Raw genomic sequence first — 15,336 nt, 5'->3', positions numbered from 1 at the left:
ACAACCCCATCACCGACGGCACCCGCATACCTCCCCGACGAAACAACACGACGTGCCGTCCCTGCCGCAGAACCACCGACATCATGCCTGAACAGCGAAAACGCAACGATCACATTCGGAAAGACAACGGCTTCTGAGACCACCCCCCGCCGCGGCCCTGACCCAGCGCCCCCGGGCGATCCTGAAACACACCACCTAAACCGGACCTCCACGGCACCTGCCCCTGGCCCTTCAGCCATTCCTCAGGAGGAACATACTTCCTGTCACACCGACCCCAAGGACCCCCGTCCGATCCCTTCGCCCCACCATCACAGCGACCGCTCCACGAACGGCTTAGCCGAAGGGGTCCTCTCCGGCACTCGCGCGGCCGTCGTACACCTCTCTCCAGCGCCTTGGGACGTCCCAGGACGGCGTCATCCAGACTCTTGTCTCCGCAGGTTGAAGCGTCTCTCTTCCCGAGATGTCCCTGCCCGGGCCGCGGCGCTGGGCCCACGGAGGCGACCGCTGCCAACGTAGCGGACCGAAGCCGCGACACCGCGGCCTCCCACCGACAGGAGGGCGCACTCTCCTGTCGTGCCCAGTCAGCGATGGAGGTGCTGTGCATGCGAGTCGTTCATTCCCATGGACGTTCCGAACGGGAACTTGAGCTGCGGATTGGCCGGCCCGATGCCACGTTGGCTGACCTAGCGGCCGCGCTTGGAGTGCCCGTGGGTGGGCTGAGTCTGGATGGCCGGGTGGTGCCACCGGAGACAGGTCTGCACGAGTCGGGGCTGGTCGACGGTTCCCGGATGATCACGGGGAAAGACCAGGTCGAACTGCGGCCGGGGCAGCCGGCGGTGGTGCTGCGGCTGGTGGGCGGGCTCGAAGCTGGCCGTAGTGTGTCGCTTCCCGCCGACCGGACGGTGATCGGCCGAGGTACTGGGGTAGATGTCCGCGTTGCGGCGACTGGGGTATCGCGGGAGCATGCTGCGCTCGAGGTGTCGTCTGACGGGCGGGTAGCGGTCACCGATCTCACATCGGCGAACGGCACCGATCTGAACGGCCGACGGATCACGGAGACGGTGGCACTCGCGCCTGAGGACTTGGTCTCGCTGGGCGGTGAGATGCTGCTGCGGGTGCTGCCGCCGGACCGCCTTGGCCTGACACAGCGCGTCAATCCGGTGCGGGAGGCCGGGCTGAGCGGCACGTTGCCCTTCAATCGGCCACCGCGTGGCGGAGCGCCGATCGTCCGGCCGCCGCTGGAGGTCCCCGCTGCGTTGGCGCAGTCCGGCAAGACCCCGTTCAGTGTGTCCAGCATGCTCGGTCCGTTGCTGATGGCGGGCGCGATCGTCGCGCTGACTCGTGATGTTCGGTATGCGGCCATCGCGGCACTGAGCCCGCTGATGTTCCTGGCGAACTTCGTGGAGGAACGGCTCCGCGGCAGGTTCGGCCTCCGCCGCGGCAGGCGGGCACATGCGGCTCGGCTCGCTGCCTTCGGCAAGGCGGTCGAGGCGGCGCACTTGGCCGAGGTCCGGGCGTGCCGTGCTGCGTATCCCGATGCCGCCGAGGTGGTTTACCGGGCCACGGCACCAGCGCTCACCCTGTGGGAACGGCGTCCTGGGGCACCGGATTTCCTGCGTGCCGTGGCCGGTTGGGGGGACCTGCCGTGGGCTCCGCCGCTGCGTAGCGAAGGGTCGGGGACGGCTCCGGAGGCGGAGGCCATCCTGGCGAGGTACGGCACGCTGCCGCAGGTGCCGGTGGTGGTCGGGCTGGCCGGCGGCGAGGTCGTGGGTCTGGAGGGCGAGCGGCGGGCCTGTCTTGCCGTGGCCAGGTCTCTGCTGTGTCAGGCCGTCGTGGGCAGTGGGCCTGCGGACGTCACGGTGGCGGTCTTCGCCGATCCCGAGCGGCTCGCCGACTGGGACTGGACCAAGTGGCTGCCGCATGGCGCGGACCTGCGGTCGAGTAGCACGCGGCTGGTGGCTGCGGGCCCGGAGCAGGTTGATGCGCTGGCCAGGAACTTGCGCTCCACCGCTGCAGCAGCCGCGTCCGGAGGTCAGAGGCAGGACGGGCCTGTGCTGTTGGTTGTGGTGGACGGGGTCGCGTTGCTTGAGGGCCGCCCCTGCCCTCTGCGTGACCTGCTTGCCGGTGACTCTCTGGGGTGCGGCGGGGTTGTCCTGACCGCTCGGTTGCCCGCACTGTGCACCACGGTGGTGACCGCTTCGGCCGAGGGCACTGGACGGATACGCGATGTGGCCTCTGATGCTGCGGTGGACGGTGTCCTGCTTCAAGGCATGCCGGTGGCCGAGGCGCGCAGGACCGCCCGGGCGTTGGCCCGCTACGAGGATCCCGAGCTTCCGATGGAAGGCGCCACCCTGCCCGACCGGATCACCCTTCTCCCGCTGCTCGACCTGCAGGACACCACCGGTGAGGCCATCGGCGACCGCTGGAAGAGCCGGGTTCCAGCGCTGCGGGTCCGGGCGGTGCTCGGAGTCAGCGAACGTGACCTGTTCGCTGTCGACCTTGACGACGACGGCCCGCATGCCCTCATCGCCGGGACCACAGGCTCCGGGAAGAGTGAACTGCTCCGCACGCTGATCGCCGCCATGGCCGTCGACGCCGACCCCGAGCACCTGACGTTCGTGCTGGTGGACTACAAGGGCGGCGGCGCCCTGGACGAGTGCGCCGAATTCCCCCACACCGTCGGTCTGGTCACCGACCTCGACGAGCAGCTCGGACAGCGCGCTCTTCGGTGTCTGGAGGCCGAGGTCCATCACCGGGAACGGTTGCTGCGCCCGCTCGGCCTGAGCCATATCCGTGACTACCAGCGGCTGCGCGACACCGGACGCCACGACCTGGAACCCATGCCCCGGCTGGTGGTGGTGATCGACGAGTTCGCCACCCTGGTCAAGGCGCTGCCGGACTTCGTTGATGCGCTGGTGAGCGTCGCCCAGCGTGGGCGCAGTCTCGGGGTGCACCTGGTCATGGCCACCCAGCGGCCGGCCGGGTCGGTCAGCGATGCGATCAAGAACAACGTCAAGATGCGGATCGCCCTGCGTCTGGAGAGCTCCACGGACTCCCAGGACGTGATCGACGACTCCGCCTCCGCTGCGATCGGCAGCCGCCAGTGGGGCCGTGCCTACTACCGGCTGTCCGCCCGGGAGGTGCTTCCTGTGCAGACCGCGCTGTCCACCGGCGTCACCCCGCGGGCCGCGGTCACCGCGCCGGTCACCACGGTGCCCTTCGTCCTCAGCGGTGCGGCCCCGGAGGCATCCGGTGACGCTGAGGGCCCCACCGACTTGCAACGTCTGGTGACGGCCGCCCGGGAGGCGTTCGACCAGCAGGGGTTCGCCCCGCCGCGCCGGCCCTGGCCCGACGTGTTGCCCGCCCGGGTCCTCGCCGCCGACCTGGCCACCGTGGCCGAGCAGGGCCTGCAGACGCAGACCACGTCCCTGCCCGCGTACGCACTGGCCGACGACCCCGATCGCCAGTGCCAGTACCCAGTCGGATGGGATCCCGCTGCCGGGAATCTCCTCGTTTACGGTGCCAGCGGCTCCGGGACCACCACGGCACTCACGGCTCTCGCCCTGAGCCAGGCTCGCCACCACTCACCCAACCGACTGCACCTGTTCGCCCTCGACTTCGGTGCGGGCGGCCTCGCCCCGCTGGACGCGCTCCCCCACACCGGGGCGCACATCGGCGCGGCGGAGCGTGAGCGCCAGGTGCGCCTCATCAGGCTCCTACGCCGAGAGCTGGACTCGCGCAAGGCCGCGGGCCCGGTGCCCGCGCCGGACTGGCTGGTCCTCGTGGACAACCTCGGGGCCCTGCTCTCCGACTTCGACAAGGACGTGGCCAGCCTGAACCTGGTCGACGAACTCGCCCGGGTCTACGCGGACGGCCCCGCCGTGGGGATCAGGTTCGCGGTCACCGCCGACCGCTCCGGCGCGGTTCCTACCGCATGGTCGGCACTGACCCTGCAGAAGCTGCTCATGCGGCTCGCCGACCCGGGTGAGTACAGCTACTTCGACGTCCCCCGCGCCGCCGTCCCCACCTACGTTCCGGGCCGGGCCCTGGTCGCAGCCAGCCACCAGGTCGTCCAGATCGCCCTGCCGGGCAAGGACCTGGCCGACACCGTGACGCAGGTGGCCGCGCTCTGGCCCGACGCGACGCGCAGCGCCCCCGGGATCGGGCTGCTGCCACCGGAGGTGCCGTGCGCCGACCTGGACGCGACCGCGTCCACCACGTCGGATCCGTGGTGGATCCCCGTCGGCCTGGACGCCGACAGCCTCTCCAGCGCCGGCCTGCGGCTGCACGAGCGGGACCACGCCCTGATCGCCGGCCCGCAGCGATCCGGGCGCAGCACCGCCCTGTGCACCCTCGCACGCCAGGCAGCGAACGCCCCTACAGCAGCTGTGCTCGCGTTCGCGCCGCGCCGCTCCCCGCTCCGCGACCTGCCCTGCCTGACGGCCCTGGTCACCGACTACGAAGAGGTCGACGCCATGCTCACCGCCCACCCGGGCCCCGCCCTGCTCCTGGTCGACGACGCCGACACCATCGACGACGAACAGGGCGTTCTCCAGCGGTGGCTGGCCACCGTGTCGTGCGGTCACCTGGTCGCCGCGGGACGCGCCGACGGATTCCGCCGTCTGTACGGCCACTGGACCCAGCCGGCCCGCGACAGCCGCTGCGGCTTCCTCCTGGCTCCCGACCACGACCTCGACGGCGACCTACTGGGCACCACTCTCCCCCGCCACGACCGTCAGGCCCCGCTTCCCGGACGCGGATACCTGGTCACGGACGGAATCGCCGGCGGGATCCAGGTAGCCAGGTGAGGTCGGCCGTGGACACCTGCGGAAGCGCACGGAACGTCATCGGCTTCGCCCTCACGGTCAATGACGCGGGGCGTCGGGGGCCGGACCATATTCACGTAATCGCTTGGGGGTGACGACTGATGCCACCGAAATATGACTTCGCTGCAGCCGAGCGGCTCAGCAACGAGCTGTCCCAGCTCATCGCGAAGATCGACTGGTTCCTGTGGCTGCGGACGACACAGCGCAAGACGCTTCTCGGCAGTACACGCAGCGACAACTGGCAGGGCACGAGGCGCAGCGCCTTCGAAGTGGAGTTCACGCGGCAGCAAGCGGCGTTGACCGAGTCCAAGGCCGCAGCCCGCCGGCTGCAGACGGCGATAGCACACGCCACCGCAGCTGCACACGCCGCCGAGAAAGCCGAGAAGAGCAAAGACTAAGGAGCAGCGTGGGTACTGTATCCGCGATTCCAGACAATCTGTACCTCTACGCTGGCACCTGCACCAAGGGTGCAGAGCAGCTGCAGACCTGGGTACGGACAGTGTTGGCACCCGCTCTCAGGGCCTACCAGAACGGCGGGGGAACCTGCTTCGTCATCGACGGTCAAGTAGCCCAGCAGGTAGCTGCCGCGTACTACACCGACCGCGACGTCAAGGTGGTGGGCCTGGCCTTCTCACAGGCCGGGGGCTACTCGGTCAGCGGGCCGGGCTTTCCGATCCGCGTCGATGACAAAACCGTCAGCGCGGCCTTCCAGAAGCTGCAGCTCAATACAGTGCAGCAGACACAGATCGACGCCGGGGCTGCACTCGCCAAGAAGATGATGGGCACCAAAGTCACTGAGCTATCCGGACTGTTGGAGGAACTCAGACGTCACGGCAAGGATCCCTACTTCAACGCAGGGTTCTTCAACGGCCTGGACGGACAGAGGCTGGAGAAGGCCATGACGGAAATCCCGGCACTGGTGAGCGCCTACTCCTCCGGACTATTAGAGGGGAGAGTGCACCAACGAGTCTTCAACCAGCTCACTCGCCCCGTTGTCAAGTCCCGCATCCCGGTGAGCCTGGATGTCTACTACACGTCCGCGGCCCAGAAGATGAAGTTTCTCGACGCGCTCGCCGCTAATCCGACTGCTGCCCGCCACTTCGTCCGGCCATTGAACAACAATCATCTCCTCTTGCGTATCTTCGACAGCAACGTGAACACCGAACCGTGGTGGCGTAGCAAGCTGGCCGAAGTCTTCTCTGCTGTTATACCGACATGGCCACAGGGCGCACAGCCTCCCGATGGCTCGGCAAACCTCTCCTATGAACTCCAGCTCGCTGGGCACCTCCCCTACCCGTCGGTTGACCCCTACGGCAAGAAATACAACCGTGAGCAATTAGCGGTGCTGAGCTGGGCCGAGCTGAACAGAGACATCATCCTCAGAGAGGCGCGCAAGTACGGCATCGATCCGCGGGCCATCGTCGCCGCGATTGCCTGGGAGGCCATGCACAATAAGCGGCCTTACAACCCCTTCCCCCCGCCAACTCCCGACCTTACCGGACTGAAACTACCCGTCAAAGGCCGAACGTCGGTGGGTCCAGGGAAAGTACACATGAACGCACAAGTAGTCGAGGACGTCGAATCACTGGGCCTGATGCCCCGTCTCAGCATGAAGGAACGCGAGGAATTGCTCAGCACCACCGAGGGATCGATCCGGTATATCGCCGCGATCCAGGGAGCCTTCGCCAACACCACCGCCAGATTCCCAAAACACAACGCAGCGGGCCCGCCTCACGGAAACCTGAAATTACTCCTCCACACGTACCAGGGAGGGAATTACGCCGACGGAATCGACGAATGGAACAAACGCCTGGCCGACCCAAAGAAAGATCCCGTGACCTTCGACACCGAAATGTCCAACTGGGTAAAGCGATCCGAGGTCCAGATATTCCTGTACGACGCCCTGCACGCAAGGGACGGATCGCTCCCTCCATTTCCCGCCACACCGCCGCCGTGACAACCGACGCCACGGGCCTCGTACCGATTCCTGCACTGCCACGAGGCCGCTCAGGATATCCCAGAAAGTCTGGGCACTCGCATTCACGCTTCACACCGATGACATCACACCCGAGAAACCCGGAAAGGACCTCACATGACGACGGTCAAGTCCACCGACTTCGCACACACCGAAGCCGGCAAGATGCTCAGCCTCATCAACAACCAGCTCCCGCAGCTCATCCAGCAGTTGAACGGCCACGGCCAGCAGCTCAGCGACCCCAACCACTGGGACGGTCCGCTCGCGCAGCGGTTCCGGGGTGAGGTGTGGCCGCAGGCCAAGACCGACCTCGACCGGATGAAGGCGTCGCTGGAACAGCTCCAGCAGCAGGTACAGAAGATCCTCACCAGCATCTCCAACGCCGGCGGGGCGTAACCGAAGTTCGCGAGCATGATCGGAAACTGACATGGCTGAGACCGACCCGGCCCACCCGTGGACCGATGAACTGAGCGCCGCGGACCTTGAGCAGCTCGGTGTGGAACCGTTGCGCCGCACCGACCCGGTGACAGTCGGGCCCTACCGGGTGCTTGCCCGGCTGGGCGGCGGTGGCATGGGTCGGCTCTACCTGGGGCGGGAGGCCACGGTCCTCTCGACCGCGGCCTCCCGGCCCGGCCCTCCTGCCACGGCGGGAGGGCCCGACCCGGAGACGGGGGACGACGAGTCCGTCGCGTACGGCGCCGGTTCCCTGGTGGCGGTGAAGACGATCCGCCCCGAGTACGTCGAGGACGCGCCGTTCCGGCGCCGCTTCGAGCGGGAGGTGGCGGCCGTGCGCCGGGTCCACGGCCGGTATACCGCGAGTCTGCTCGGTTCGGGATTCGACGACGACGAGCATCTGTGGATGGCCACTGCCTATGTGCCGGGGCTGAGCCTTGAGGACACGGTGCGGCGCTTCGGTTCCCTGTCGGCGCCCGTCGTGTGGCGGCTGGCGAGCGAGGTCGGTCAGGCGCTCACGTCGATCGCCGCTGTCGGGATCGTTCACCGCGACCTCAAGCCGTCCAACGTGCTGTTGGGCCAGGACGGTGCACGAGTGATCGACTTCGGAGTCTCCCACACGGCGGATGCCAGTGCGCTGACCGTGACCGGCCAGCATCTCGGGACCCCCGCCTTCATGTCCCCTGAACAGGCGGACGGCGGGCAGGTCGGCACAGCCTCCGATGTATTCTCTCTCGGATCTGTCCTCGCGCTGGCGGCCACCGGGAGGGCACCGTTCGGCGGAGGGTCGGCCGGTGAGGTCATCCACCGGGTCATCTACTCCGAACCGAGCGCCGAGGTGCTAGAAGAGGTGGCCTCCGCTGACCCCGCACTCGCCGATCTCATCAGCAGGTGCCTGGACAAGGACGCGACCCGGCGGCCGACGCCGCAGCAGATCGTCAACGCTGTGCACGCCCAGGCATCGGCTGCACAGTGGCCAGCCACCGTCAACGACCTTATCGAGGCGCGAACCGCGTGGGTCGGCCGCACCGCCAGCGTCCCGCAGGCGGACCAACTGACCGTGCTACGCCGCGCCGCCGCGCCAGCGCACACGCCAAGACCACGAAAACACGGCCGACGGCGCGCTCTGGTCCTTTCGGCCGTGGTCGCAGGCATCGCAGCCATCACCACCGTGGTAGCGATGGCTGCCACAAACTCGCACCCATCCGGTACCGCGGCCCCGTCCCAGCCCTCCTCCCCCCACACCTCTCCGCACCGCACCGCTCCCAGCCCTTCTCACCGATCAGGACAGCCCTCGGATGTTCCTGAGTCCACCACCCCCACGCCCACGCACACCACAACGCCCGAGCCTCCCGAGATCGTCGTCACCATCCCACCAGCGGCCCCGAAGGAAACCGAAGAACCCGACGTCACGGAGCCACCCGCCGAGTCGCGCACGCCCGACCGCCGGCCCGCGGAGAAACCGCGCCCGACCACAACCGTCACCTCCCCACCGCGCCCGCCGGCTTCGAAGCCCGCGAAACCGTGGGAATCCTGCACCTTCTACTCCGGGACTGCACTCACCGATTACGGAGACCGGGGCAGGCGAGTCAGTCAGGTGCAGTGCATCCTCACCAAACGTGGATACAGTGTCGGGCCCGACGGAGTGGACGGGGACTTCGGCCCCAACACCCAGGCGGCCGTCAAGAAGTTCCAGAGCAGACACCATCTCCAGGTGGACGGTCAAGTAGGCGTGTACACCTGGGCGGCACTGAGGAAGTAACGGCGCCGGTACACCCCGGTCGGTGAAGCGAAAGCGGTAGGTCCTCGCTGTAGCTCAGGACGCCGCGTGTTGCCGGTACACGGTAGGCGACATCCCCACGCCTGCTGAATGCTGCCCGAACACCGCCCGGGTCACGGCATCTCCACCGTGCCCCGATCCGGCGCACGCTCGCCACCGCCGAGCACACGGACGACCTACGGGTGCTCAAACCGCCGACGAGTCCCGGCCAAGGCGCCTGTGGGGGGTCCAGTGCCGCGCCTGGGTGGTCCGCTCCTCCGCGGCTACCGGCCCACCGCGTCGCCGCCGCCCGACCCGCCGCCGACCAGGCGGCGGAGCTGCTGGCGACGCTGGCGCTGGCCCACCCGTACGCCGCCCCGTTCACGGGCCCCGTTCCGTACCACCCCGAGGAGAGCCAAGGATGATGAGCGCCCGCGAACCGGCTTCCGTGCCCGCCTTGGAGCGGTACGGCCCGCTCGACGACCTCCGTCCCTCGGCGCGGGCCTGACGCCGGCTCAGGCCGGCATCCACCTGGCCACCGACCGGGACGAGCGCCCCGTCGCGCTGCCCGCGCCGGTGCCCGCCGACAGCCGGGTTGCGGTGCTGGGCGAGTCCCTCTTCGGCCGCGTGTTCGCGCTCCGGCTACTCGCCGTCGGCGCCCGGGTCACCGCCGACACCCAGGAACGCGGCGGATGGCGCCGGATCCACCAAGCCGCGGGGGACCGGCTGTCGTTCGCCGGCGACCTCGCCTCCTGGCCGCCCGTATGTGCCACGCCGCCTACCGCGGGTCCCGGCCCTCAGGTGCTGATCAGCGACCGGCGCAGCCCTCCGCGCGCGACCGTGGAGACCGGGGACTGGTGCACGGTGGTGCACATCGCGCACGACCGCCGCGGCCCGTGGGCTTCTGGGGTTCCGTACACGTGCTGCTCGCGCTCGGCCCCCGCCACGCGGACTCCGTCACGGACCTGCTGGGCGCCGAGGCCGGGCGGCACACGGCCGGCCTCGCGGACGGCGAGATCAACCTCTTCCCGTCCGCCGGAGTCCGGATACTGCGGGTGGACGTCAGCCCGTGGAGAACGAACTCCTCACCCCGGCGCAGGGACGGCCCGGCAACGGCTCAGACGATCCCGGCAGCGGGTACGACGGGTGCCGACCGGCGCATACCCACGCCATCCGACCGATACCGAACTGGGCGACCTGGCCGCACCCGGTTCCTTCCACAGCGTCGGCCAGGTGTGCACGCCCTCCTGACCGTCCACCTGTGGATGGCGTTCGTGTACGAAGAGTTCTGCCGGGTCGCGCCGCTGCCGATGTACCGGACGACGGCACTCAGTTCAGGTCTCGCAGATCGTACAGCGACGCAGGCCCGGCAAAGCCGTCCGGATGATCGCCAGCACTTCTGCGTGTGCCCGACCACTTACGGTATTCGCCTGGCGGCATCCCGAAGGCTGATTTGAAAGCTCGGCTGAACATCGCAGCATCCGAGAACCCCCACCGCGCTCCGATGGCTGCGACGGGGCAGTGCGCATAGCACGGCTGTGCCAGGTCGGTCCGGCACCGGTCCAGGCGGAGGTCCCGGATGAGGGCGCTCACGGTCTGCTTCTCAGAACGGAAGAGTTGGTGCAGGTAGCGCACGGAGATGCAGTGGGCGTCTGCGATTGTCTGCGGGGATAATCGAGGCTCCGGCAGGTGCGCCTCGATGAATGCCTTCACCTCGCGCAGGAGCACGGTCTGGCGGGTCTCCGGCGGCAGCAGGCCCTCTCGGTCCGCGAGGCCGCCGAGGAACGCGGACGCGAGCTGTACGGCGGCTGCCCCGAGGCGTTCGGCCTCCAACTCGCTCCACTGACCACCGCCGGCCAGCCCCTGGAGGAACCCCGCCAGGAGGGATCCGGTCCCCTGCACGGGAAGCCGGCGTGACAGAAGATCCCGCATCGACCGGTCGGGAAGCGGCACAGCCGTTTTCGGCAGATGGAGGATGGTCAGCCCACCGCCCTGGGGCACCTGCATCTGCCACGGTTGCGACGTGTCATACAGGAGCAGGTCGCCCGCTCCTACCTGAGTATGGCTGTGTGCCTGGTCCACCGTCATGATCCCGCGGGTCATGTAGCCAAGCTCCCACAACTCGGGGTCCGACCGCCGGATAAGCCCTGCGGTACGTGCCGAACTCAGGGGCGAGAACGACAGGACGGACACCCTGATGGGCCCGAGCTCCAGCGCAGCGGTCGAGCCCTGGAAGTCTTCGTAGTGCTCGCTGACGATGTGTGCGGACGGGAGATCCTGCATCAGCAGGTCGCGCCACCAGCCAAACCTCTCAGCCTTCGGCACGGTGGCCGTATGCATCTCAGGCCAGCCCACTGTTCCCCCTCGTGCTTGATGTGCACGTCGTGACAACGACTATGCGCTCTGTGCCAATTACCCAAGCCCGGACCAACGGAACACTACTGGCCCGAGCCGCATTCATGATTCCGCCACGAAAAAAGTCTTGGTCGGCGGCTCGCTCACAGCGCAGGTGTGGGAGCCGACCAGACCTGGCCCGGGGGGAGGGCCGTGGCCGGCGGTGCTGTGTCCGGCCTCGACACGGCACTGCCGGCGCACGGCCCGTATGCGCCGTCGCCATCGGCAGCCAAGATTGTCTGGAGAAACGCGATGCGCGCATCAGGACTCCGCGGAACAGGCGGCACGCCACTGCACAGGCGGGCCGCAGGGCTGGCTCTCCCGCTCTTGCTGCTGCTCGCCGTGATCGCGTGCAGTGGCTCGTTGGACCCGACGCCCAAACCAGCGCGACAGGCCGGAAACGGCAACCAGGCTGAAGAGCCGGAAGCCGCGGAGTTTCCGGACAAGGATCTGATCGTCACCGCCACCTGCGCCCGGGTCACCGTCACCGGGTGGGACGTACGGACCTGGAAGACGGCCGCTCTGCGTACGTTCGACATCCCGGCCGAGGTCGCGGTCAACCGGGAGGACTCCGACGCCCGCTCGCCCTTGATCGAGCTGTGTGGGAACGCCTTCCGCGGCCTCGGCGGGCCGGACGACGGCCCTCGCGAAGCACCCGAGGACTCGCGGCGACGACTCTTCGACAAGGACGACACGCGAATGGCGGTCCTCCTCCTCAACCCCGAGACCGGGGGAACGCTTGCCGGCTGCCTCGACGCCGAGGGCAAGGTCACCGCCCTGTCCCGCCAGGACAGTGACGCATTCACCGACGCTCCCCGGGAGCGGAACGCTGTCTCCTTCGAGGACGGCGACGCCGTCTGGTTCACCCAAGACATCGACGAGGCCACGGTTCGGATCGTCAGCCGCTCCGCGTCCGAAGAGCATGCACTCTGGAACACGGCGGCGGCGAGGGCATGCACAACTATGACGCCCTCACGGTCGTCGGCAACCCGACGCGCGGCGTCTACGGCGCGGCCTTCAGGCCAGCCCAGACGGGCAGAGAGCAATCACGCCGATCAGCGGCTTCGGCTGGAACATCGTCAAACTGCCGCGGGAAAGCACGGTGATCAACCCGATTCGGATCTGTTTCCGATCCCGTACGAATCCGAATGTGAACCGCGTGGCTGGCTCGATGACGTCACCGTTCTCTGCGGGCACGTGAGGGCGGAGTACGACGTGGAGCGGACGAACTCGTTCTCAAGGCTGGACACGTCCCTCCTCGACCGCGACGAATCCATCCGGAAGGGCCTGCTGAGCGGGCCGATCATCCCGTCGACCGACCGGGGAACACGGTGCGCGCCATTTCCCCCGACGGGCAACAGATGATCTTCGCGTCTCTCCAGGGAAGCAGTTACACGTACTTCCGATCCTCTACCGCTCCCGGCTCCAACCCGGAAATGATCAGTGCGGCAGGAGCGCTTGAAGCGCTGAGTTCTGGGGACATTCTGGAGTGGCGATGACGCTCGGGTCGAATCGGACCTGGCCGCACACGTGAACGGATCACGCAGGTGGTTGGTTCGGGAGAGCACGGCAGGGCTCCCGATGCCTTGAGAGCGGGTACGACGTGGTGGGGCCCGCGTCGGGTGAGGTGTGAGGAGGGTGGAATGGGGGTGGGCGGTCCCGGACGGCTTGCGGGAGAGCTCCCGCCCTCTGCTGCCGGTCCAGGTGTATCCGCAGGGTGGCGGCACCCGGAACACGCATGCTCGAGCGGCGTGTTCGCGGTGATCGTCTACGTGCTGGTGTCCGGCTGCGCCGACCCCCGGCAGCGGATAGCGAAGGAAGATCAGAAGGCCCTGGAGACACCGATCATATGCGGGGTGGAATATGTCGCGCTGGAAGGAATTACCGGAATCGCTGGACCCGAGGGTCCGGCAATTCGTGGTGCAGTTACGCCGGTTGAAGGACCGCAGTGGGCTGAGCCTGGCCTCCCTCGCCGGCAAGACCGGGATCAGCCGCTCGTCGTGGGAACGCTATCTGAACGGAAAGGCGCTGCCGCCCCCGCGCGCAGTGGAGGAGCTGACGCGGGTCACCGGCGCGGAGCCCACCCGGCTGCTGGTGCTCCGGGACGTCGCCGCGGAGGCGTGGCGCCAGCAGTTCACCCCGGACGCCTCGGCCCGTGCGGAGGGCGCGGACGGCGCGCAGGCGCAGAGCGATGCGCCGGCGGAGCAGTTGGCGACATCGACGCTGCCGCCGGCCGGGGACGAAGGACCGCCGGGGGTGCGCAAACGCCTCGCCCTCACGGCCGTCGCCGTCGCCGCTCTCCTCGGGCTGGGCGCCGGGATGCTGGTGGCCACGGCCTGGGACGACGGCGGGGACGGGGACGGGGACGGGGTCGCCGAGACGGTGAAGGAGGCGGCGGACACGCGCAGCCCGAGCCCGAGCAGCAGCCCGTCGCCCCCCGCCGACGAGAACGGCCCGTACGTCTTCAAGGCGGGCAAGACCTACCCCTGCAAGGTCCGCAGAACCGACGCGCTGAACGGCAGGCTGGGCGCGGGGTACAGCACGACGACTACCGCGGTGCTCGCCGGCCCGGGCTGGGACGTGGTGGAGGCCCAGTGCCTGCTGGACCATCACAAGCTGGACCCGGGTCCCGTCGACGGCGTCTACGGGCAGCAGACCATCGCGGCCGTGGCCCAGTTGCAGAAGAAGAACGGGCTCGTCGCGGACGGCATCGTCGGTGAGCACACCTGGCAGGTGCTGCGCGGATGACCGGCCCGCCACCCGAGGGCGTGGCGCTGGCCGAAGGACTCCGCGAGATGCGGGCGCGTACCGGCCTGAGCCTGGCGGCACTGGCCGGGCGCACCGCGTACAGCAAGTCCTCCTGGGAGCGGTACCTCAACGGCAATCAGGCGGTGCCGCGGCAGGCCGTCGAAGCACTGTGCGCACTGGCAGCGGAGCCGCCGGCACGCATGCTCGCCCTGTGGGAGCTGGCGGACACCGAGTGGAGCGGACGGGCCCGCTACACCCGCCCCGCCTCCCCACCACCGCTGGCCCCCGCGGGCACCGCCCCAGGGCAGACCCCAGCCGACCCAGGGCGTGCCCGGTGGTGGCATCCGTTCATCGCGGGTGCGACGGCGGCCGCCCTTGCGGTCATGGGGCTCTCCGCGCTGGCACTGACCGGTTCCGACGGCGACTCCGGCGAATCGGGAGGGCCAGCACCCTCAGCCCTGAGCCCGCCCGCCGGCTGCTACGCAAGCGCGTGCGACGGGAAGGATCCCGAGAAAATGGTCTGCGGGCCGACCGGCAGAGTGGAGTCGGTCGGGCCGGAGCACCGTACCGAGACGGGCGCGTGGCTCGTCATCCGCTACAGCGCGACGTGCGCCGCCGGATGGGGCCGGCTCTGGGGCGCGCGGATCGGGGACGCGATCGAGATCTCGGCACCCGGCGCCGAACCGCGCCGGGTGGTCGTCAACAGCAAGGCCGATACCGGCGCCTACCTCTTCACGCCGATGGTCGGTGTGAAGAGCCGGGACAGTCTGAGACTGTGCTTCATCCCAGAGGCCGAAGAAGACACCGAGTGTTTTCCCTCCTGACACCAATGCCGAGGACGGGCTGCATACCTGACCAGCGCTGTCGGCCTACGCCGACAAACGCAGACCGCCACTGCTGCAGCTCTCCCAAGCCCGCCACCATGGAGGCATGTCCGAGTCCGCAGTCCGCTGCACCGACCGGCCTCCAGCTGCTGGCACGGCACACAAGCACCCGCATCAAGGGCCGGAAGAAGGCACCGGGAGCCCTTCCACCTGTACTTCACCCCCACCTCCGCCTCCTGGCTGAACCTCGTCGAGCGCTGGTTCACCGAGCTGACCCGCCGCAAACTCCGCCGCTCAACCCACCGCAGCGTCACCGAACTCGAACGCGACATCCGCGGCTGGATCAACGAGTGGAAC

General features: G+C 68.7%; 10 protein-coding genes and 1 pseudogene. 9 read left to right on the top strand and 2 right to left on the bottom strand.

Translation table 11 applies throughout. The features are described from left to right. Positions 1-707 precede the first annotated feature (707 nt). The 5 genes from FB457_RS34550 to FB457_RS34530 all read left to right on the top strand — a co-directional run bounded on the left by FB457_RS34550 (position 708) and on the right by FB457_RS34530 (position 9,016). The gene (locus FB457_RS34550; protein WP_486589260.1) at positions 708-4,808 is read left to right on the top strand and encodes a type VII secretion EssC family protein; all 4,101 of its coding nucleotides are present in this window, start codon (positions 708-710) and stop codon (positions 4,806-4,808) included. Positions 4,809-4,927: 119 nt separating this feature from the next. Then, positions 4,928-5,224 (top strand): hypothetical protein, encoded by a 297-nt coding sequence (locus FB457_RS34545; protein ID WP_145784641.1) that lies wholly within the window; start codon positions 4,928-4,930, stop codon positions 5,222-5,224. 8 nt (positions 5,225-5,232) lie between these two features. Then, positions 5,233-6,783 carry a hypothetical protein gene (locus tag FB457_RS34540; protein ID WP_145784639.1) on the top strand — a complete coding sequence of 517 codons (1,551 nt, stop codon included), beginning with the start codon at positions 5,233-5,235 and terminating at the stop codon, positions 6,781-6,783. A gap of 135 nt (positions 6,784-6,918) precedes the next feature. After that, positions 6,919-7,197, top strand: coding sequence for a hypothetical protein (locus FB457_RS34535; protein ID WP_047014216.1), 279 nt, complete (start codon positions 6,919-6,921; stop codon positions 7,195-7,197). A gap of 31 nt (positions 7,198-7,228) precedes the next feature. Beyond that, on the top strand, positions 7,229-9,016 hold the full coding sequence (locus FB457_RS34530; RefSeq protein WP_145784637.1) for a protein kinase domain-containing protein: 1,788 nt from the start codon (positions 7,229-7,231) through the stop codon (positions 9,014-9,016). A 794-nt stretch (positions 9,017-9,810) separates the two neighbouring features. Here the strand turns inward: FB457_RS34530 and FB457_RS35580 are convergent. Both FB457_RS35580 and FB457_RS34525 read right to left on the bottom strand, forming a co-directional pair. Continuing rightward, positions 9,811-9,960, bottom strand: coding sequence for a hypothetical protein (locus FB457_RS35580; protein WP_164492502.1), 150 nt, complete (start codon positions 9,958-9,960; stop codon positions 9,811-9,813). A 382-nt stretch (positions 9,961-10,342) separates the two neighbouring features. Then, positions 10,343-11,353: a helix-turn-helix domain-containing protein gene (locus FB457_RS34525; protein ID WP_347615724.1), complete on the bottom strand. Its 1,011-nt coding sequence runs from the start codon at positions 11,351-11,353 to the stop codon at positions 10,343-10,345. Positions 11,354-11,734: 381 nt separating this feature from the next. On the opposite strand from FB457_RS34525, the gene FB457_RS34520 reads away from it, so the two are divergent. The 4 genes and pseudogenes from FB457_RS34520 to FB457_RS36640 all read left to right on the top strand — a co-directional run. Beyond that, complete coding sequence (locus FB457_RS34520) at positions 11,735-12,772, top strand: hypothetical protein (protein ID WP_145784634.1); 1,038 nt, start codon at positions 11,735-11,737, stop codon at positions 12,770-12,772. 498 nt (positions 12,773-13,270) lie between these two features. Then, positions 13,271-14,155 carry a helix-turn-helix domain-containing protein gene (locus FB457_RS34515; protein ID WP_047014222.1) on the top strand — a complete coding sequence of 295 codons (885 nt, stop codon included), beginning with the start codon at positions 13,271-13,273 and terminating at the stop codon, positions 14,153-14,155. Then, positions 14,152-14,979 carry a helix-turn-helix domain-containing protein gene (locus FB457_RS34510; protein ID WP_047014223.1) on the top strand — a complete coding sequence of 276 codons (828 nt, stop codon included), beginning with the start codon at positions 14,152-14,154 and terminating at the stop codon, positions 14,977-14,979. The genes FB457_RS34515 and FB457_RS34510 overlap by 4 nt, the downstream gene beginning before the upstream one ends. A 204-nt stretch (positions 14,980-15,183) precedes the next feature. Continuing rightward, positions 15,184-15,336, top strand: a pseudogene (locus FB457_RS36640) (IS630 family transposase); the annotation flags it as partial.

The sequence above is a fragment of the Streptomyces sp. CNZ287 genome (assembly GCF_007827615.1).
Note: the sequence above shows the minus strand (reverse complement) of the source record. Positions and strands in the feature narration are given on the sequence as shown.